18 protein-coding genes are annotated in these 20,778 nt (G+C 46.6%); all 18 read right to left on the minus strand.

Annotation, left to right across the window (positions count from 1 at the left end; translation table 11 throughout):
* Positions 1-10 precede the first annotated feature (10 nt).
* The 18 genes from A7K50_RS00475 to purD all read right to left on the minus strand — a co-directional run bounded on the left by A7K50_RS00475 (position 11) and on the right by purD (position 20,752).
* Positions 11-670 carry a thiamine diphosphokinase gene (locus tag A7K50_RS00475; protein ID WP_119774306.1) on the minus strand — a complete coding sequence of 220 codons (660 nt, stop codon included), beginning with the start codon at positions 668-670 and terminating at the stop codon, positions 11-13.
* On the minus strand, positions 667-1,371 hold the full coding sequence (rpe, locus tag A7K50_RS00480) for a ribulose-phosphate 3-epimerase (RefSeq protein ID WP_119774307.1): 705 nt from the start codon (positions 1,369-1,371) through the stop codon (positions 667-669). The genes A7K50_RS00475 and rpe overlap by 4 nt, the downstream gene beginning before the upstream one ends.
* Positions 1,372-1,554: 183 nt before the next feature.
* Positions 1,555-2,424, minus strand: a complete 870-nt coding sequence (rsgA, locus tag A7K50_RS00485; RefSeq protein WP_119774308.1) for a ribosome small subunit-dependent GTPase A — start codon at positions 2,422-2,424, stop codon at positions 1,555-1,557.
* 89 nt (positions 2,425-2,513) lie between these two features.
* Positions 2,514-4,190 (minus strand): Stk1 family PASTA domain-containing Ser/Thr kinase, encoded by a 1,677-nt coding sequence (gene pknB, locus A7K50_RS00490; RefSeq protein WP_119774309.1) that lies wholly within the window; start codon positions 4,188-4,190, stop codon positions 2,514-2,516.
* Positions 4,190-5,605, minus strand: a complete 1,416-nt coding sequence (locus A7K50_RS00495; RefSeq protein WP_119774310.1) for a penicillin-binding transpeptidase domain-containing protein — start codon at positions 5,603-5,605, stop codon at positions 4,190-4,192. Before A7K50_RS00495 ends, pknB begins: the two co-directional genes overlap by 1 nt.
* Positions 5,602-6,888: an FtsW/RodA/SpoVE family cell cycle protein gene (locus A7K50_RS00500; protein ID WP_243103594.1), complete on the minus strand. Its 1,287-nt coding sequence runs from the start codon at positions 6,886-6,888 to the stop codon at positions 5,602-5,604. The genes A7K50_RS00495 and A7K50_RS00500 overlap by 4 nt, the downstream gene beginning before the upstream one ends.
* 4 nt (positions 6,889-6,892) lie before the next feature.
* On the minus strand, positions 6,893-7,615 hold the full coding sequence (locus tag A7K50_RS00505) for a Stp1/IreP family PP2C-type Ser/Thr phosphatase (RefSeq protein ID WP_119774311.1): 723 nt from the start codon (positions 7,613-7,615) through the stop codon (positions 6,893-6,895).
* Positions 7,602-8,045 carry an FHA domain-containing protein gene (locus A7K50_RS00510; RefSeq protein WP_119774312.1) on the minus strand — a complete coding sequence of 148 codons (444 nt, stop codon included), beginning with the start codon at positions 8,043-8,045 and terminating at the stop codon, positions 7,602-7,604. Before A7K50_RS00510 ends, A7K50_RS00505 begins: the two co-directional genes overlap by 14 nt.
* Before the next feature lie 13 nt (positions 8,046-8,058).
* Positions 8,059-8,844, minus strand: coding sequence for an FhaA domain-containing protein (locus A7K50_RS00515; protein ID WP_119774313.1), 786 nt, complete (start codon positions 8,842-8,844; stop codon positions 8,059-8,061).
* Positions 8,822-9,913, minus strand: coding sequence for a 23S rRNA (adenine(2503)-C(2))-methyltransferase RlmN (rlmN, locus tag A7K50_RS00520; RefSeq protein WP_199698208.1), 1,092 nt, complete (start codon positions 9,911-9,913; stop codon positions 8,822-8,824). The genes A7K50_RS00515 and rlmN overlap by 23 nt, the downstream gene beginning before the upstream one ends.
* A gap of 136 nt (positions 9,914-10,049) precedes the next feature.
* Entirely contained in the window at positions 10,050-11,465 is a 1,416-nt protein-coding gene (gene rsmB, locus A7K50_RS00525; protein WP_119774316.1) for a 16S rRNA (cytosine(967)-C(5))-methyltransferase RsmB, read from the minus strand.
* A 38-nt stretch (positions 11,466-11,503) separates the two neighbouring features.
* The gene (locus A7K50_RS00530) at positions 11,504-12,193 is read right to left on the minus strand and encodes a zinc metallopeptidase (RefSeq protein ID WP_119774449.1); all 690 of its coding nucleotides are present in this window, start codon (positions 12,191-12,193) and stop codon (positions 11,504-11,506) included.
* Positions 12,194-12,356: 163 nt separating this feature from the next.
* Entirely contained in the window at positions 12,357-13,304 is a 948-nt protein-coding gene (gene fmt / locus A7K50_RS00535) for a methionyl-tRNA formyltransferase (RefSeq protein WP_119774317.1), read from the minus strand.
* A 136-nt stretch (positions 13,305-13,440) separates the two neighbouring features.
* Positions 13,441-13,893 carry a peptide deformylase gene (gene def, locus A7K50_RS00540; RefSeq protein WP_020492824.1) on the minus strand — a complete coding sequence of 151 codons (453 nt, stop codon included), beginning with the start codon at positions 13,891-13,893 and terminating at the stop codon, positions 13,441-13,443.
* Positions 13,894-14,036: 143 nt separating this feature from the next.
* Positions 14,037-16,370 (minus strand): primosomal protein N', encoded by a 2,334-nt coding sequence (gene priA / locus A7K50_RS00545; protein ID WP_119774451.1) that lies wholly within the window; start codon positions 16,368-16,370, stop codon positions 14,037-14,039.
* 105 nt (positions 16,371-16,475) lie between these two features.
* Positions 16,476-18,464: an N-6 DNA methylase gene (locus A7K50_RS00550; protein WP_119774319.1), complete on the minus strand. Its 1,989-nt coding sequence runs from the start codon at positions 18,462-18,464 to the stop codon at positions 16,476-16,478.
* Positions 18,465-18,487: 23 nt separating this feature from the next.
* Complete coding sequence (metF, locus tag A7K50_RS00555) at positions 18,488-19,396, minus strand: methylenetetrahydrofolate reductase [NAD(P)H] (RefSeq protein ID WP_119774320.1); 909 nt, start codon at positions 19,394-19,396, stop codon at positions 18,488-18,490.
* A gap of 66 nt (positions 19,397-19,462) precedes the next feature.
* On the minus strand, positions 19,463-20,752 hold the full coding sequence (gene purD / locus A7K50_RS00560) for a phosphoribosylamine--glycine ligase (RefSeq protein WP_119774321.1): 1,290 nt from the start codon (positions 20,750-20,752) through the stop codon (positions 19,463-19,465).
* Between the last annotated feature and the right edge of the window lie 26 nt (positions 20,753-20,778).

Below are 20,778 nucleotides of genomic sequence, written 5' to 3' on the forward strand. Positions count from 1 at the left end.
AAGTTTTACATTAACAAGGTATTTGAACATAGATCAGAACTTTTCCTTCATGAATCTCAATCGAGATATCTTCATCCCTAAACACATTGCTGATTCCACGCGGTGAATTATGCGCAAGCTTCAGCATATCCAGCTCATAGTACAGCCCTTTGGCAGATACCCGCGCATCGTCAGATAAGGCAACGATCGACAATTGCTGACCAATGCTGCCCTTGATGTTCTCTTTACCTTGAAGCATCACCCAGGCATCGGATCTTGGGTCTTTCATCTTCAGCCGTCTGCCTTTTTCGGCATACGCAATCATGATTGATATGTTCCCCATCAGGTGATCCAGCCTTTTACCGCCGGCAGCATAAAGAACAATTTCGTCCTGGGAACATCCCTGATAATCTAAATATGTATCTGCATAGGCCACGGCGAGCTCTAAATCTGTCTCATTTTTTTCGCAGGGATATTGTTTGACGGTCGTTTTGGCCGCTATACATTTTTCCAAATTTTCTTTTGTAATGGAATCGAGGTCCCCGATCAATACATCAGGGATTCTGCCCGAAGCAATGGCTTTGTTGCCCCCTCCGTCCGCACAGATCAACATCTCAATATGATTCTCGGTGAGTTCGCTGCGGCCCCACGCAGCATCCCATTCTCCGTTTGCCATGACTGCAACCTTCATTGCTTAATTCCCCGGAATCTTTTATTTTTGTTGGTACGCTGTTCCTCTTTGGCGGCTTCAAGGATATCACAAATCGCCTGCTGCGGATCCGGAGAAGCAAATACGGCTGCACCGGCTACCAGGATCTCGGCCCCCGCTTTGCTTACCAGACGGGCTGTCTCAATATTAATTCCACCATCCACTTCAATACGGCAAAGCGGGTTCACTTCCTTCAGGATCGCCGACAGTGCTACGATTTTCGGCAATACTTCTTGAATAAACTTTTGGCCGCCAAAACCAGGATTCACAGTCATCAGCAGCACAACATCAAGTTCCTGCAAAACATACGTCAGCATTTCCAGTGGGGTTGCAGGGTTTAGTGCAACGCCCACATTCACCCCAAGAGATTTGATCAGCTGGATGACCCGGTGAAGGTGCTTGGTTGCCTCAGCATGAATCGTGATCGAGTCGGCACCTGCCTTCACAAAATCTTCAACATACTTTTCAGGATGTTCAATCATCAGATGAACATCAAACTCCAGCGACGATACCTTGCGGAGCGATCCAACAACTGCAGGACCTATTGAGATATTCGGAACAAAGTGTCCATCCATAATATCTATATGCAGCATATCAATCCCCGCATTTTCAACAAGACTGACGTCCTCTCCCAATCTGGCAAAATTGGCAGACAGTATCGATGGGGCAATCGTCAAAGCCATAAAGATCCTCCTTCCAAACCTATGGTGCTGTTTCTTTGCTGCGTGCAGTTTCTTATAATTCTTGTTACGGTTTTCTGTAATTATTCTTCGTTCAGCTCTGAAACCCTTTATTAGGGTATCAGAAAAGTTCAAAGTTACCTTCTGATACATCTAAGTACAGCTAAGACTTGGCGCCAGCCAAGTTTAATAATTTTTTTCATATTCGATGACTTCTTTTAAAAACTGCAGATAGTGCTCATATCTGAAAGAATTAATAAGGCTCTCACTCAGTGCTTCTTTTACAGCACAGTCAGGTTCCTTGTCATGAAGGCAGCTTGAAAAGCGGCATTCATGTTTAACCCGGACAAACTCAGGAAAGTAGGATTGCAGTTCCTCTCTCTTCATTTCGGGCAGGTATAGGGATGAAAATCCCGGCGTATCTGCAACAAGTCCTCCTGCTACAGAAAGAAGTTCGACGTGCCTGGTTGTATGCCTTCCCCGGCCGATTTTGTCGCTGACGTTACCTGTTTTAAGTGTCTTCCCCGGATTCAGGGCGTTAATCAGGCTAGATTTGCCAGATCCAGAAGGTCCTGCTAACACAGACACATTGCCCCTAAGCCGTTCAGCAACTTCATCGATTCCTGTCAGCGTCCGATTCGACACCTGGACGACTTCATAGCCGATCCTGCGGTAATCGACAGCCGGGGCTTGATTTCCAACATCCAAATCTTCCTTGGTGAATATGATCAAAATGCTGATTTCTGCTTTTCCAGCTTGAATGAGCAGCCTGTCTAGCAAATTGTAATCCGGATCAGGGGTCTTCAGGGAGAAAACCAAGAGGACCTGATCCACATTTGCAATATACGGCCTGACCAGAGAATTTTGACGTTCGAGTACCTTTTCAATTGTGGCTTTGTTCCCTGTCCCCGGAAGGACCAGCACCTTGTCGCCGGGGATAAAATCCTGCTTTTTCACACGAAAACGACCGCGCAGAGAGCATTCCCATACCCGGTCATCAGCGTATACGTAATAAAAGCCGGCATATCCTTTCATCAGTGTTCCCTGAATCAGCATATATCCTGTTCTTTCCCCCACTCTAACTCAAATAGCGCCTGTACCTCTTATCAGGTCAAAAATGATAGCATCAGATATTTGCGCGCATTTTAGGCCGGGGGTCCCGGTCCCTGAGACACAACGATGGTCACTTCCGAACCCTGCTGGATTGGTTTGCCCGGTTTGGGTTCAGTGGTAATCACGGCTTTCTCCGGAAATAAATTTGATTCTTCCATGATTGGCATTACTTTCATATCGTATTTTTCTAGGTAATCCGTGGTAAACTCCAGTGACATGCCTGTAAAATCAGGCATAGCAGTAATCGTTGGTTGAATCCCTTCGCTGACAAACAGTTCGATTTCTCCGTTCTTTGTCCAAGTCGAACCGGGCGCAACCGATTGTCCAAAAACATGTCCTTTCGAAACAGAAGCGCTCAGCATTGTTTTGACCGTAATATTCGTGAAACCGGCTTCCTTAAGCGTACTCTCAGCGTTTTCCTGAAGCGGATACCCGGTTGTTACATTCGGCACTTTGATATATTCTACGCCTTTGCTAATCTCAATGTCCACTGACCTTCCAGCCTTCACTTCACTCTTAGGCTTAATGCTTTGAGAAACAATCCCACCCTGCTTAATTTCATCGCTGTAGGTTTCGGTCCGGTTGCCGAGAGCCAGACGGGCTTTAGTCAATTCGATTTTAGCTTCTTCTACAGTCTTCCCGGTAAGATCCGGAACTGTAACCACCTGTGTATGGGTGAAAAACCAAACTCCCGACGATGCTCCGACAATTACAATCAGTGCAGAGATAACAATCATAATTAGAATCGGAATTTTCCTCCTGCGTTTTTTAGTACGCAGAAGCGCATCATTCTTGGCCTCATTCGGGATTACTTTATTCTTCAAGCCCTTATGAACTTGGGTCTGCATGGTATCTTCATGGTCGCTGGCCTGCCTTTTTTCCCAAACAATGGTCTCTCCGGCCTCAATCCTGTCGAGATCCTTGAGAAATTCTGCTGCACTTTTATAGCGATCCTGAACTGATTTAGCCAGTGCTTTCATGATCACGGTTTCCAGTTCCGGGCTGACTCCGGCAACAAGCTTTCCAGGCAACTCGACTTCCTCTTGGATATGCTTCAAGGCGATGGTGATCGCAGTATCTCCATCATACGGAAGCCTTCCTGCAATCAGTTCATAAAGGATGATTCCGAGCGAGTAGATATCGGACTGTTCCGTGGTCTGGGAGCCCTTGGCCTGTTCCGGTGACAGGTAATGCACTGAGCCGACGATATCCCCGGTATGAGTGACGGTTGCCGAAGAAGCGGCTCTGGCTATCCCAAAATCAGTGACTTTGGCCCTTCCATCCGGTGTAATTAAAATATTCTGCGGTTTGATGTCTCGGTGAATAATATTATTGGCATGTGCATGCACCAATGCTTCAGCAATTTGACGGACAATATGAATCGCTTTATCCTGGGAAAGAGGTGCTTGTGTACGGATAATATCCTTTAGCGTCTGGCCTTTGACATACTCCATGACAATATAATCTTCGTTCCCGTCTCTGCCCACATCATAGATTGAAACGATGTTCTGGTGAGACAGGCTGGCTGCAGACTGAGCTTCCCGGCGAAAACGACGGATAAAACCCTCATCAGAAGCGTACTGTTCCCGCAAGACCTTGATAGCAACGGTTCTGTTCAGTAATGTATCCTTGGCCCGGTAGACGATTGCCATCCCTCCGGCCCCGATCTTTTCTTCTATTTCATATCTTCCTCCGAACATCTTTTCCATTAGTCTTCACCTTCTTTCAATTCAAGTGCTTTCTCTATGACTGCTTTAGCAATCGGCGCTGCCGCTCCGCCGCCAGTTCCGCCATGTTCCACCAGGACTGCTACAGCTATTTCCGGATTCTCCGCAGGAGCGAAAGCAATATACCAGGCGTGGGTATCCCCGTCTCCACCCGGTTCCGCCGAGCCGGTTTTCGCTGCTATTTGGGCCCCAGATATGGCTCCGGGAGATGCTGTTCCTTTATTGACAGCCAATACCATGCCGCTTGTTATTTTTTCTGCCTCTTCCTTACTAAGAGGCGTCAGCCATACTTCAGGTGTCCTTCGATAGATACTATTTTGCTTGGAATCGAGCACACTGTCAATCAAATGTGGAACCATTATTTTACCGTCATTGGCAACTCCAGCTGTGATCAAGGCCATATGGAAAGGACTAACCATCACTTGACCCTGACCGAAGGTGCTCTCGGCAAACAAATTAAGGCTTAAGTCTTCCGGCAAGGGGTCATCTCTCGTAATTGAACTAACTGGAACATACAGATCGAACGGGATATCCCTGCCAAACCCAAAATTGGACACGGCCTCCAAAAAATGGTTCACCCCAGCTTTGATCCCATACTGAGCAAAATAAGTATTGCAGGAGTAGGCCAAAGCAAGATCATAATTCACCCAGCCATGCGCTTTGTCATTTTGTTCCTGGATCGTCTGCCCATTAATCACAGTAGAACCTTCACAATCATAGAGTTCCGTCGTGTCGAGTCCTGCCTGAAAAATAGCTGCTGAAGTAACAACTTTCATAATTGATCCTGGAGGAAACATCGAAAAAGCGTGATTCACAAGCGGACTGTCCTCCTTGGTAATAATTTTGTCCCAGTCCTGTTCAATTGTTCCAGCATCATAGCTTGGTTGACTGACCAGCGCTAGAACATCCCCATTTTGCGGATCGATTGCCACCACTGCTCCGGTCTTGCCCTGCAAACTCTGATAGGCAGTCTCTTGTAAGCGGGAATCAAGTGTCAGTATCAGGTCATTACCCGTTCTCTGCAATTCAAATGTATTCTGAATCCGTCTGAGAATGGAAGGATTTTTCATTCCGAGGAGTGTTTCCGCCTCCGTTGCCTCAAGACCGGCAGAACCGTATTTTACTGTGGCATACCCCAGTAATGGCTCAAACATCTCACCCAACGGATACGTTCTGACTTTCCCATCAGCAGTTTGCTCCGTCTTCGCCAAAACAACGCCGTTCCGATCAAAAATGCCGCCCCGGGTAATTCTTTCCTCTAAATAAACCGCGCGCCGGTTAGCTGGATTATCCAGCATCTCATCGGCCTTAACCACTTGCCAGTATACCAGACCCAGACTTAAAAAAACAAAGCTAAAAACCATGATCAGTGCAATTTTGCGAATTCCATTGTTCATAAGGCATCTGCCTGCTTTCCAATTGATATCTGACTCACAGAGAAAGCTGAGCTATGAGAAATGCCGGCTAGAATCCCAAGGAGTAAAAAGTGTCCGACCATGGAACTTCCCCCGTAGCTCATCCAAGGCAAAGGCAGACCTGTAAGCGGAAGCATTTTGGTCACCCCGGCCAGGATAATCAGAGCTTCCACACCGATCAGAATGCCTATTCCGGCTGCCAGGATCTGGCCAAACCGATCCGTGGCTCTGATGCTGATACAGAAACAGCGCATTACGATAATGATAAACAGGCTGATGACTGCCATTGCGCCAATAAAACCAATCTCCTCAGCAATCACCGAAAAGATAAAATCAGTGTCCGCATTTGGAATCTGGTAAGCACCTATCCCATTTCCGAGACCTGTCCCCAGAAGCCTTCCCCCGCTTATGGCGAAGATCGACTGGGAGATCTGATAAGCCCCGCCGCTGGCATCCACCCACGGATTAATCCAGGTAGCGACTCTTACGCGGACATGGTCAAATAGGAAATAACCAGCTGCTCCGGTCACCATGACCAGCGGAACGGAAACCATGAGATAGAGCAATCTTTCGGTTGCGACATACAAGATAAACACCATGAGAAGGAAGAATACCAGTGCCGTTCCAAGACTTTTCTGGGCCCCAAGCAAGCCGAGAACAAATACGCCGATAAAAACAAACGGGCCCATCGTTTTGGCATCGGGCAGGGAAACTTTCCCAACCTGAATCGTCCCAAAACGCAAAAGTTCTTTATTGTCACTTAAGTAGGATGCCAGGAAAAGAAGCAGTGCTACTTTAACAAGCTCCTCGGGCTGGAAGCCCACCCCGGCAAACCTAAACCAGCTTGTCGCACCATTGATGGTGACCCCAAATATCAGCGTCAGCAGAAGCATAAGCAAGGCCAGCATTCCCCAGAGATACTGATACTCACCAAGCTTGCGGTAATCTCGTAAAATAAAAAAGACAGCATAGTAAATGATCACGCCCAGATTCGCCCAGATAAATTGGTCCGCTGCCAGGGCAGGATTGATCCTTGCCAGAAAAACCAAGCCAATCGCGAGGATGGTCTGAACTACCGGCAGGAGATAAGGATCTCCCTGATAGCAAAAAAATATTTCAAACAAGGCACCTGCTAGGATCAAAAAAGAAAATACAGCTCCTTGCAGGAAAAAACCGTTTTCATTCATATCATCCAGCTTCAGTACACCGAGCCCCATCCATAAAATTACTAAAGTCAGAACCCTCAAAGATAGACGATGCAGCATGTCCTCACCGCTCCACAATACAGCATATTGCCGTAAAATTATCCGGAGCCCCCCGTTCGATCACAACATTCCTCAAGGTTTCGAGATGATCATCCCATGATTTAGCCTCGGAAAACTCCGCAGCAATCTCCTGATCACTGATTTCATTCGAAAAGCCATCTGTGCACAGAAGAAAAACATCTCCGTCCTGTACTTTAAGTTGAAAACAGTCTACATCAATATTGAGCTCCACACCCAGCGCTCTGGACAAGACATGCTTGTGCGGATGATTTTTTGCTTTCTCCTCCGTCAGCTCTCCGAGGCGGACAAGTTCGTTTACCATCGAATGATCCTCCGATAGGAGCGTAAGGGTCTGATTTCGCCATAAATAAATCCTACTGTCGCCCACATGGCCAACAACGGCTTTATTGTCATAGATCATCAGCGCAGTCAGGGTTGTCCCCATGCCTTCCGTCCCTTCAGTCCGAAGCGATACTTCGTATACTTCACGGTTGGCCTGATTCACAGCCTGAACAATCCAGTCCTGTAGATCCTGAATATCCAAAGATTTTAATTCGGCTGCTTTTTCCTTTAATTGTTCGACCGCGATCCTCGAAGCTATTTCCCCGGCATTATGTCCGCCCATTCCATCGGCCACCGCGAAAAATGACTCCTCCGGCAATATAAGAAAATAATCTTCATTGTTTTTTCTAACACAACCGGTCTCATAAATCCTAACTGCTTTCATTTCCCCACCTCGAATAAAGAAAAGTAATGCTGCCTATCTTGATGAAGTCACCGGAAACAAGCTGGACCTGGGAGTTGATCCGTTCTCCGTTCACCCAGGTACCATTCGTGCTCCCAACATCCTCTAGTGTTGTCATCCCTCTGTTATGCTTGAATTCAGCATGATCCAGTGAACAATAATGGTCCGGAACGACGATATCGTTGTGCTTTCCTCTTCCGATAGAAAGCCCCCGGGAATCAATCTTAATCTTGCGTCCTTTGGGCAGCTTTTCAGCTCCGCTTAAGACTTCGATACAGCCAAGATCAGATTCGGTTTTGCTCATGATTCCCCTCGACCTTAAATCGGCCAGCATAACCGTCAATATCCGTAAGAGAAAGAGATAGATAAAACCAACAAATACAATCCTTCCAACTACTGTAAGCATTTGCATTCAATCACCGACTTTACTTATCTACATGAAATTGAAAATGCGTTTGTCCGGCCTTAATCCTGTCACCAGGATTTACCATATAGCGGTCAACCCTTAATTTGTTCAGATAGGTACCATTGGTACTGCCTAGATCCTGAACAAACCACCTTCTATTCTCTGTATAAAGCTTCAAATGGTGACGGGAGATCTCCAGGTCTCTGACTTCAATATCACAATCTTCCTGGCGTCCGACAATATACGCGTCCTTATCGAGATCGTAGATCTCACCTTCGTTTGTCCCTTTTATAACTTCGAGATAAGGATGAGTTTTCCTGCCAACTGTCTTAGATGATGCCATGATTAATCTTGCAGCATCCGCCAGAACTGTTGTTTTTTCCAGTTCTTCATCTTCCGTGGGCAGTTTTTCTTCGTTAATCCGCCAATTGGCGACAACAGAATCTTTAAACTCAATCTGGATTTTCATTAAGCCAGCATCTATCTTCTCCGAAGGCTGCATCCGCACAACAGGGAGTGCCAGAAAAGTATAGCCCTGCCTGGTCCCTTCATCATAGAGATGTTTAGCCAGCTCCACCAGCAGTGTCTCTCCAAAACTCTCTAAGACTGCATAATCCTCAGGACTTAAACTTACGGTGTAAACATTCGGGACATAGACATGAGATATGCTGACCTGTTTATTTTTCAGCATTATTTTATTGAGTTCCCTGGCAACCTGAACAGGCTGAATCGTGCCCACCGCCTTGCTAAACAAAAATGTGGCCATCTGTTCGGCGATCGATTCAACTTTGTTTAAGAGACGCATACTCCTCACACTCCAAACGCTGTCTAAGCTGACCACACGCTGCATTAATGTCCAGGCCTTTTTCTTCTCTGATCGAAACAGGAATCTTGCCCGTTTCGAGAACCCTTTTGAACATCGTTAATCGCTCTTTGCCCGCTCTTTGAACGCCGCTGCCGATTACCGGATTAATGGGGATCAAATTGACATGGGCCAGCATGCCCTTAAGGAGAACCACCAGTTTTTCCGCTTCTTCTTTGGAGACATTTTGTTGGTGTAAAGCAAATTCAAATGTAATTCTTCTGTTCGTCTGATTGGAATAATACCGGCAGGCTTCCAGTAGTTCCTGTAATGGATATCTTCTGTTGATAGGAACCAACGTATCCCTAACTTCATCTCTAACTGAATGAAGCGATACAGCCAAACCGACTTGTGGGTTGTCCTGTGCCAGCTGAATAATCTTGGGGGCAACACCGCTCGTCGAGATGGTCATTCTCCGCATGCCGATATTCTGACCATTCTCGCTGTTCAGGATTCTAATCGCTTTCATCACTGCATCATAATTAAGAAAAGGTTCACCCATCCCCATGAAAACAATGTTGGTTACCTTGAATTCCGGGTCTTCCTGCTGAAGCAGCCGACTGATTTCCAGTACCTGTCCGGTGATCTCTCCTGCAGTCAGGTTCCGGTGAAATCCGTCCATTCCGGTTGCGCAAAAAGGGCATCCCACAGGGCATCCTACCTGAGTTGAGACACATAAAGTGTGTCTGTCCCGGCTTGTCAGATGATCATAATCCATTAGCACCGTTTCAATACTTTCTCCGTCAGCCAGGCGAAATAAAAACTTCCGGGTTCCATCGGCAGAACGCTGCTCTCTTAAGACAGTCAGCGGTTGGATAAAGAAAACCCTGTTAAGCCATTCACTGTCCTGTTTCCCGATATTCTTCATTTCATCCCAATGATGGACTCCTCTGGCATTAACCCAGTTGAAAACCTGATGGGCTCTGAACTTTTTTAAGCCGTTTTCCAGGCATATAGCATGCATTTCTCCTTCAAGACAACCGCGGCAATCCAACTTTTCCATAATTAGTATTATTCTCCCAATTTTATAATCTTAAACATTTCTCTATAACAGATGTTAACTTTCGTCTAATAGATCGATTCATAACTCCCGTTAACAACAAGATACACAGCTTTTGCTTGGGTTAGTCTAGAGTGGCATCGCGTCACTAGGGCCTCCGTGGCCGTCGGAACTTGGCGATAAAGAATCCATCCATATTGTGATGATGAGGCAGTATCTGCCATACCCCTTTCTGCAGTTGTTTCAGATCTCTCTCCTCTGCTGCAAAAGGCAAACTTTCCGACAAGTCGACCGAAACAAACTCGGGTTTAAGCTGCCGGAAAGCTTTAACCACTTCAAAGTTTTCTTCCGGCTCCGTGGTACAGGTCGAATAAACAAGCTCTCCGCCCTCCCGCACATGATCGGCAGCTTTCAGCAGGATTGCCAGCTGGAGTTCTGGCAGTTCGCTAATCTCGTCTTCTCGCTTCTGCCAGCGCAGATCAGCTCTTTTTCTAAGCACACCCAAGCCCGAACAGGGCGCATCGACCAGGACCCGGTCAAATTTCTGTTCAATTCCTTCCAAAATTCGGGCGTCGCCCTCAATCGTTTTTATTATCGAAATTCCAAGCCGTTCGGCTGTTTCCTTAATCAACTCAAGTTTTTTGGGATACATATCTACTGCAATGATGACGCCCTTGTTTTTCATTAATTGCGCCAGATGCGTCGTCTTTCCTCCTGGCGCACTGCAGACGTCAAGCACACGGTCCCCATCCCGAACGCCCAGGATATGCGCAGCCAGCTGAGAGCTTTGATCCTGAACCGTGAAATATCCGTTTTGAAATTCCTCAAGTTGTTCCAAATTGCCGAAATCTTTCAGAATTAAGCTTTCCGGCGTATATCTGCCGTCCGTTGCTTCAATTCCCTTGCACCCCAATAGGGTCTTAAGTTCCTCTCTTGTGGTCTTTAGGGTGTTAACCCGGATGGAAGTCAGAGCAGGTTCGTTATTGGTTTTCAGCAGGGCTTCCGTTTCTTCCTTCCCCCACCTTGTCAACCAGCGCTTGACCATCCATTCAGGATGGGAATATCTGACCGAAAGATAGCGGACTATTTTTTTCTTTTGATCCGGCCATTCAAAATTCCAGCCTATTTCAGTCGCCTTGCGCAGGACACTGTTGACAAGCGGGGCATAGGTTCGGTTCAGTTGATTCATCAGGTCAACACTCTCATTGACCGCAGCGGGCATCGGCACTCTGTCCATAAATAATATCTGAAAAACACCGATCCTTAAAACAGCCCTGACTTCCTGCGGCAATGCGGACATCGGCTTATTCAGATGTTTTCTCAACGCATAATCCAGCGTCAATTTGTTTTTTAATGCCCCGTTGACTAAAGCGGTAGCCAAATTTCTGTCCCGGCTCAGGGTCAGTCCGGAAAGCTGGGAACGCAAAAGAAGATTGGCATAGGCCCCTTCTTTTTCGACCCGCGTAAGAATACGCACGGCTATTAGCCGTGCGTTTTGATCGTTTATGCGTTTTCGCGTACGTTTGTTTTCTTTTTCAGCAATAGGATCATTCTTCTCCATCATTTTTTCTATCCCATTCTTTTTATTCTCTTGATCCGGTACTAATCATCCCGGCCTTGTGCAATCCATACAAAGCGTAGCAAGGTCAGAATTGCCGTCAGTGCTGCGGCAACATAGGTAAGGGCGGCTGCACTGAGCATCTTTTTTGCGCCCGTCATCTCTTCTGTCTCTTTAATAATACCGCTGTCTCCCAGAAAAGCTAAGGCTCTGTTGCTGGCATTGTATTCAACAGGAAGCGTAACGATCTGAAACAGAACCGCAAACGCAAAAACATAAATCCCAATATCCAACAAGAAGGATATCGACGGTAGGAACAGGCCGAGAAGAATCAAAATAGGCCCTGCCTGGCTGCCAAATGAAGCTACCGGCACAAAAGCTGTCCTGATTTTCAATGGAACATAGCTGTCAGCATGCTGTACGGCATGACCTGTTTCGTGGGCAGCAACAGCCAGCGCTGCAATAGATGTGCTGTTATATACACCGCTGCTGAGCCTTACAACATGAGTCCTCGGGTCGTAGTGGTCCGTAAGGTTACCGGCAACCTGTTCTACCTGAACATCATAAAGACCATTTTCATTCAGTAGGGCTCTGGCTACGTCCGCGCCTGTTGCCCCTGAACTGCTCCTAATCCTGGAATATCTGCTGTAAGCACCACTAACTTTGGCCTGAGCATAAATCGTTAGGATAATTGCTGGAATTAGTAATATAATTGTCGGATCAAATAAAGGCATTATCATCTATTTTCCTCCTTCAAAAGCCTGACCTGACCAAATAACAAAAGAATCATACATCATATGCTTCTTTCAAGGTACCGAAAGAAGCATTATTTAAATATCTAAAGTATATCTATTTAATCTTAGATTTTGCTTAAAAAGTAAGAAATAAGCATGCCAGTTACTGAAATCGGTCATCCTCTTTCAGCCTGTAGCCGTTATAGAAGTCCTGAGCCCGCATCCTTTTCTTTCCTGCAGGCTGAAGTTCTGTAATTTTCAAAATACCTTCTCCGGTCTTAACGAGTAGTCCCCCTTCAGTAAGGGATAAAATACTTCCCGGCAAGCTGTTCTGTAGTGCATTTCCGGACAAGTCAAGCTTTCCAGGCTGTTCACTCAGCCATATTTTAACCTGCTCTTCCCGAAAAAATGCAAATGCACCCGGCCAGGGATTCAGCCCGCGAATCCGGTTGTGAATTTTTGCAGCAGTCCACGACCATTCCAACCGTTCATGTTCTCTGGTCAAAAGCGGTGCATAGGAAGAACCTTCCGGCTGCGGAACCGGATAAACCGCCCCGTTCTCAAGCCCTATCAGCGTATTGAGTAAAGCCTTAGCCCCAATTCGCGCCAAAACATCGTGTAATTCACCGGTTGTAGCCTCCGGGGATATCGGATATTCCTTCATCATCAACATCGCACCCGTATCGAGCCCTTCATCCATCAGCATCGTCGTAACACCGGTTTTTATCTCCCCGTTCATCACGGCCCAATGGATCGGTGCTGCGCCGCGGTAAGCAGGAAGTAGCGAAGCATGCACATTGATGCAGCCGTAAGGTGGTATTTCCAAAATCTCTTTTGACAAAAGCTGTCCGAAAGCAACCACGACAATACACTCCGGCTGCAAATCCTTGATTTGCCGGACTGCTTCCGCAGTTTTGATTCTAGCAGGCTGAAATACAGCAAGTCCATACTTCTCAGCAAGCACTTTGACCGGACTCGCTTTCAATTTATTCCCTCGTCCCGCAGGTTTGTCGGGCTGGGTAAAAACGCCGCCGATTTGATGTCCTGAAGCATAGAGCGCCTCCAGGACAGGCACCGCAAAATCCGGTGTTCCCATAAAAACAAGCCGCATCTGACACTGTCACTTCCCGTTCCGTATTCTAAATGCAAAGACTCTCTCTTCGCGCGTCTAGTAAATCTTAGCCATAAATCTTATACCCCATATTTTGTCTGCGTGCTACAATTTCAGCGTCAAGCGGACTAAGATACTACACATTATAAATCTTGTCCGCGATATCAACAAACAGTATCCCATCAAGATGATCCGTTTCGTGCTGCATCGCTCTAGCTAGGAAACCATCGGCATGATATTCCTTCATCTCGCCATTGCGGTCCATGGCCTGAACTACCACTTCGGCCGCCCGTTTCACCCTGCCAGTCTTATTTGGGACACTTAAGCATCCCTCTTCATCTGCTTCCGAACCGGTTTTTTTAATAATCATCGGATTGATCAGTTCTAAAAGACCGTCTCCGACGTCGATCACCACAACTCTTTTGGATACGCCGACCTGGGGAGCTGCAAGCCCTACCCCTTTCGCCTCATACATGGTCTCAGCCATGTTATCGAGCAATTTGATAATATTCGGGGTAATTTTCTTGACTTCTATTGCTTTTTCCCGCAGAATATCTTCTCCAATTTTTACTATCTGGTAAACGGCCATTACTGGGTCCGCTCCCTTCTCACGCAATTTCTAAAATAATATCCCATAAAAAAACCATATAATCGAATTATACATTTTTGAAAGCCTGAAAGCAATTAACACCTTAAGAGCGACGTGTCAGACCTCCCTCAAATATGTTGTATTTAAGATAGTGGATTTACTTCAATACTGATATTGATCCCTGAGCTGGCCGTTCCAAGATAGAAAGCCCGGACTCCTTGATGGACGATCCTACGGAGAACCGCTGGATTCTTTCCTTTGACCGATACCTGCCAGCGAAATTCATTCTTCAGCCTGGTCAAAACAGCCGGTGCCGGGCCAAGAATCACATATTCCTGATCCTGATCAGCAAGCACCAGGCGGATGCTGTTGGCTAGGTCCTGAGCCGCCTTGATTACCCGATCTTCTTTTTCATGAAAAATCATGATCCTGATGATATGGGCAAATGGCGGATAATTTTGCTGTTTCCGGTAAGCAATCTCTTCCCAGAAAAAGGCTGCATAATCCTGTTTGGCTGACCGCAGGATCGATCTTTCTTCAGGTGAATAGGTCTGGATCACCACTTCGCCGCCTTTAGCTCCACGTCCTGCCCTACCAGCAACCTGGGTCAGCAGCTGAAAAGCTCGTTCTCTGGATCGAAAATCGGGCATATTGAAAAGCTGATCGGCAGAGATTACCCCGACAAGGGTAACGTTGGGAAAATCCAGCCCTTTGGCCAGCATTTGGGTCCCGACAAGAATCGGAACCTCTCCGCTGCGAAACCGTTCTAGAATTCTATTGTATTCCCGGGAGCCGGAGGTCGTATCCGTATCCAATCGTAAGACTTCAACTCCGGGAAACAAAGCAGAAACCTCTTCTTCAACTTTTTGGGTTCCCTGGCCGAAGAAACGAATAAACCGGCTGTTGCATTCCGGGCAACGGTGAAAAACATCCTGTTGGTAATTACAGTAGTGACAGCACAACTGCTGATGATGACTGTGGTATGTCAGGGAAACATCACAATGCGGGCAGCGTGCGACATAGCCACATTCACGGCAAAATACAAAGGTCGAATAACCTCTGCGGTTCAGAAAAAGGATACTTTGTTCTCCGTTGTCAATTCTCTCCTGGAGCTTGTTTCTAAGTGCCATGGAGAACATTGTTTTATTGCCGCTAGCCAGTTCCTGTTTCATATCCACAATATCGACAGTGGGTAAAGCCTGTTGGTTGAAGCGTTCTTCCAGTGACACAAGACCAATCTTATCCCTTTGGGCCGCCGCATACGCTTCCAGGGATGGGGTAGCGCTTCCCAGAAGCACAAGCCCGCCTCTGTCCTCCACCCTTTTCCGGGCGACGTCTCGGGCATGATACTTGGGATTTTCATCCTGTTTATAAGCGTTATCGTGTTCCTCATCCAGTATGATCAGTTTAAGGTTTGACAGAGGCGCAAAAACAGCAGAGCGCGCTCCGATAATCACGCGCTTATTCCGTTGCAGGATTTGCTCCCAAATTGCTAGTTTATCGCTGGAACTGATGCCTGAATGAATAATTCCGACCATATCTCCGAACTGTTCCAGAAATATTCTGGAGATCTGAGAAGTAAGTGAAATCTCAGGTACAAGCAGAATAACATCACCCCCTTCAGCCAGTACCTTTGCCACCAGCTCTTTATAAACCTCTGTCTTGCCACTGCCGGTTATCCCATGGATCAAAACCGTTCCGCCATCATTTTTATTGCGAAACGCCAGAATATCCTGGAAAACTTTTTCCTGGGCAGGACTTAATGTGCCTGTAACGTGCCGAACGGAACCAGCTGTTATCTGCTCAATATTGTTTCTTATATCGACGTCTATGTCTTTATCTGTGTCTATATCTGTGTCTATATCAATTTTATTCTCTATGTTATTTTTTTTTCTTTCATTCAAGTCGGAACTGCCTGCTTTTCCAGAAAACCGTATTTCTTTTTTGATCCATCCCTGCTTAAGCATATCCTCAAGCAGTTCTTTCTTCGCCCCGCTTCTCTTTAGCAGGACATTTTCCGACAGGCCTCCCCGACGCGACCTGTTAAGGGTTTTTAAGACCTGGAATGTATCCGGATCGAGAAGCTCCAAAACTTTAACGTCCTCATCGTCCATGCCGGCCATGGAAGTCATCCAGGTTTCTCCCTTTCCCTTTAAAAAAGGCCACACAGAATGAAGGGCTTGCGCTTTTGGGCAGATCGTCGTCTCCGAAAGCCAGCAGGCCAGTTCTATGAGCTCCGGTGGAATTAGACAGTTTTCTTCCAGGACCGCTTCTATGTTGCGGAATCTGGGCTCACCGTCGAGTTCAGGCGGGTCGGAACTGATACTGACAACTAGGCCCCGGACTTTTCTGTGCTTAAGCGGGACAACCACCATCATCCCCGCATGAATTACGAGATTGTCCGGAATATAGTAATGAAAACTCTGATCAAGACGCCTGTTGGCGACGTCGACCAACACCTCTGCGTATCCGCTCAATTTCAAAGGCTCCTCCCTGCTGATGTCAAAAAATCGGATGCTGTATCAATTATAGCAGATAACCTGTCATCTGTTCATGCTGAAAAAATGTATGCAATATGAAAATCATTCTGACGCAGAAAAAGTATTTGCCGAAAAATCTCTGATATGACGGCGTTCCTCGGGCGTCAGCCTAAACTGTTCCATAATGAATTGATCCAGGATTTCAAACTGATCTTCCCCGACGATGATTTGGTTCGTTAATTGCAGGATATGGTCAATCACTGCCTGTTCCCATAAGGGCAGCGGAAGCAGTTCCAGATCTCCCCTGAGCACTTTCAGGGTATGGAATTTCTTGCGAAAAAGAAATTGATAAAGGCTGCTGTTAAATAAAGCAAGAATTACTTTCACCGGATAGTTTCCTGGTTCGGGGATCAGGATATTGGCACTGTTCAGTGTAAGACTGCCTTGATCATCATAGGCGAAAACAAGTCTTTCAGAAATGAAGCGGTAAATCAGTTTCTCCGCCGTCCTGTATTTATGTTCCGGTGCTGTTTGCTGGAACTTGTCCGGCTGAAACCGTAAAAAAGAAGACGGCTTCTTCAGAACGAATTTATCCACATCTGATCCCTTATAGATTGGCTCAGCACCCGGCTCGTTCGTCTGAAGCAGGTATCTCCGATTATCTCCGGTGACAATTCCCAAGGCCCAGTCGGCCTTATCTTTCAGGAAAGTATGTCGGGTCGAATAGACCTTGCTGAAAATGGCTTCGTCCTGGCTGCTCAGGTAAATATCAAAAATATGCCAGGCATTACTTCGAAACCTTTCCTGAGAGACCAGGTATTCTTGTTCCGGAAATTTCACCAGAACTTGATCCTTCTCTGACGGTAAGGCCTTTCTGAGGTCAAGGCGGATCACGGCTGAGAAGACATTTTTAAATCTCCTGCCCAGATATTCGATCCTGATGATCTGACAATTCTCAAGCAGATATCCTCTGATATCAGCATGGGCACGGATATTCAGGATGGATTCCGGCAGAATAAACGAGACAACCCCTCCATCTTTCATCAGATCAAGACTCACCCTGAGAAAATAAGAAAAGGACTCCCCGGAAGTTATTTCCGGAAACTCCACAGCCATTTTCTGGCGGACACTCAGATCAATCTCCGCTCCCCACGGAGGATTCGTGGCAATAAAATCAAATTTCCCGAAAGCGGAAGATTCCCGTTCCATATCGGTTAAAGTATTGCAGTGGATGATGTTGGGGTGAAAATCCCGGGAACATGTCAACAAAAGATTGAACCTGGCAATCCTTACCGATGTCAGATCGAGGTCCATCCCATAGATGTTTTCGGGTTCATCCATATTCCGGGCAAAGGATAAAAGATACTGGCCCGTACCGCAGCAAGGATCAAGCACCTTCTGTCCGCTGCGGATATAAGCCCGGGCAGCGTCATTCGCTATGCCCGGCGGGGTGAAGTAAGAACCAAGGCGGGCTTTATTCCCCTCCATGGTCAGCGATTGATAGATAATGCCCAATATATCTTCTTCTAAAGGAAAACGGATGTTAAAAAGATATTCAAGGTGCTGAGAATCCGGCCTGCCGTACGAAAACTTCAAAGAAGATTCTAAAGAAGATTGCTTAGATGTCCTGAGCATATCCTGATAAAAATTCTTCAGCTCCATGCGGACATGCTGTCGCTGGAAAATAGCTTCCGGAAGATCAATAATTTTTTTCAGGTCATCGGAAAGTATGTCTCCCGAGCTCCGAAAAAGATTCAAAGCCAGAACGAAGACTGTCCATCCCCGGTCTATGTTATGCCGGATCAGATAAGCCAATAGATCCATGATCTGCTTACGTGTTCTTTTGTTTAGGATGTATTCTGTCGGGGCAAATCGTTTATCAGCACCGGCTTTGTTTGCTCTTTTTCTTAAGCGGTCAAAATCTCCCTGCGCAATCCGTTCCCGAAGCAGAAACACCTCATCAAGATCAAAGACCTTTCCGTCAGGATCAGAAGGATGGAGATAGCCATGCCGGATCCAGTTGCGGACACTCGGCACAGATATCCCCAGGATTTCTGCGGTTAACTTTGAATCAATTCGATGATTATCCATTTCTGCAGTCCTGTCGTTTTAGATTAATCCAGGTTGCCTACCTTTTTGTTTTCCTGACTGTTCACCGCATAGAAAAGAGAATCGAGGTTGCGGACTAAGTCCTTTGCAATTTGCGGTTTATTCATCGTATAGATATGGACACCGTCAATATCATTCGCAAGTAATTCCACAATTTGTTTGGTCGCGTAAGCAATGCCGGCATCTTTTAGGGCTTCCATGTTATGCTCAAATTTGTCAAGTATTTTAATCAATTTCTGCGGCATCCGTGCATTCGACAGTGCTAATATTCTTTCAATCTGAACCCGACTAGTGATTGGCATGATCCCTGCCAGAATCGGAACATTAATGTTCAGCTTAGCAACTTTCTCCTGGAAACGGAAGAAGGCGTCATTGTCATAAAATAACTGTGTAATAAGAAACCCGACTCCGGCATCGACTTTCCGCTGAAGGTTTTCAATATCCTGGTCTTTATCGGGGCACTCGGGATGGCCTTCCGGATAACAGGCGCCGCCCAGACAGAAAGAATGTTTGTTCTGGATATAAGCGACAAGATCAGAAGCATATTGGAAATCCCTTGCCCTGCCGGTCTCACCCGCACCCTTCGGAATATCTCCCCGTAAAGCGAGAATATTGGAGACATTGCTGTCTGCCAGCTGTGTCAATGTTTCCTCGATTTGTTCTTTGGAAGAGGTAATACAGGTCAGATGAGCCAAAGAATTAATGTTGTATTTGTTTTCAACAATGGATGCGATTTCTGCAGTCGTTTTGCTGGTACTTCCTCCAGCACCGTAGGTAACACTGATAAAATCAGGACGGAGCGGTGCTAGGGCATCAATCGTATCATAAATGACCTCTATAGATGAAGTAAGTTTTGGTGGAAAAATCTCAAAAGATACGACCTTTTTCTGTTGGAACAATTCGCAGATAAACATTCTAAAACCTCCTTCATCTTTAATACAATCCAAATTTATTCAATTGGAATAAGCACCGGAATTGAATCATTGGATGTTGAGTCCTTTAATCCCTATGTCGGTGCGGAAATGGGCATCAGGGAACTTGATACTATCGACGAGCGCATAGACATTCTCCCTAGCTGCCGCAATAGATGCATCACGGACGGTGACGCCAAGTACCCGGCCGCCTGAATTGACTAGTTTTCCGTCTTCCATCTTGGTGCCGGCATGGAAAACTACCTGATTTTCTTGGGTCGTCGGAAGACTGATCGGAATCCCCTTCCGGTATTCACCCGGATAGCCGGGAGCAGCCATGACCACACACAGCGCGGTTTCGGCATGCCATTCGATTTTGACTTCGGGCAGTTTCCCGTCGATACAAGCCTCGAAGATTGGGATCAAGTCCGACTTGAGCAGGGTCATCACAACCTGTGTCTCAGGATCACCGAACCGAACATTGTATTCCAGAAGTTTAGGGCCTTTGGCCGTAATCATTAAGCCTAAAAACAGTACGCCGGTAAATGGAGTTCCTCTTTGGCGCATAACTGAAAGCGTCGGCTGAGCAATCGTATCGATAACTTCCTGTTCTAACGCTTTGGTCCAGAAAGGAGGTGGAGAATAAGTCCCCATTCCACCTGTATTTAACCCCATATCCCCGTCGAGCGCTCTCTTGTGATCCTGAACGGGAGTCATCGGGAGGGCCTTTTCACCGTCGCAAAAGCACAGCAGGCTGACCTCCTGCCCCTCCAAAAATTCTTCAACCACGACCTTGTCTCCAGCAGCACCGAAGGCCCCACCCATAATGGTCTCGATGCCTTCAAACGCCTCTTCCAGTGTAGCTGCCACAATGACCCCTTTACCTGCCGCCAAACCATCCGCTTTAATGACAATCGGGGCGCCGGTTTCTCTAATATATCTTTCTGCTTCACTCTTCTCGGTAAAAGTCCGGTAGTCTGCTGTCGGAACCTTCGCCTGTACCATAATTTCCTTGGCAAAGGCTTTGCTGCTTTCAAGCGTTGCTGCCGCTCCGGACGGGCCAAAAACTCTGAGTCCTGCAGCCTGAAAAGCGTTGACAATTCCCAGACTAAGTGGTTCCTCAGGACCAATAATCGTAAGATCAATCCCTTCATCCTTGGCGAAGTCAACCAAAGCGTTAAGTTCATTGGCCTTGATCGGAACATTCCATTGCGCTGTTCCTGCGTTACCCGGAGCTACAAAGAGTTTCTGACAAAAAGGACTCTGATTGATTTTCCAGGCAAGGGCATGCTCTCTTCCTCCTGAGCCTACAAGCAGAATTTTCTTCCCGTTATTTTGACATCCAGACAAGTCAGCCATCCTTTTTCCACCTCAATAAGTAATAT

The organism is Dehalobacter sp. MCB1, from assembly GCF_003590275.1.
GTDB lineage: Bacteria > Bacillota > Desulfitobacteriia > Desulfitobacteriales > Syntrophobotulaceae > Dehalobacter.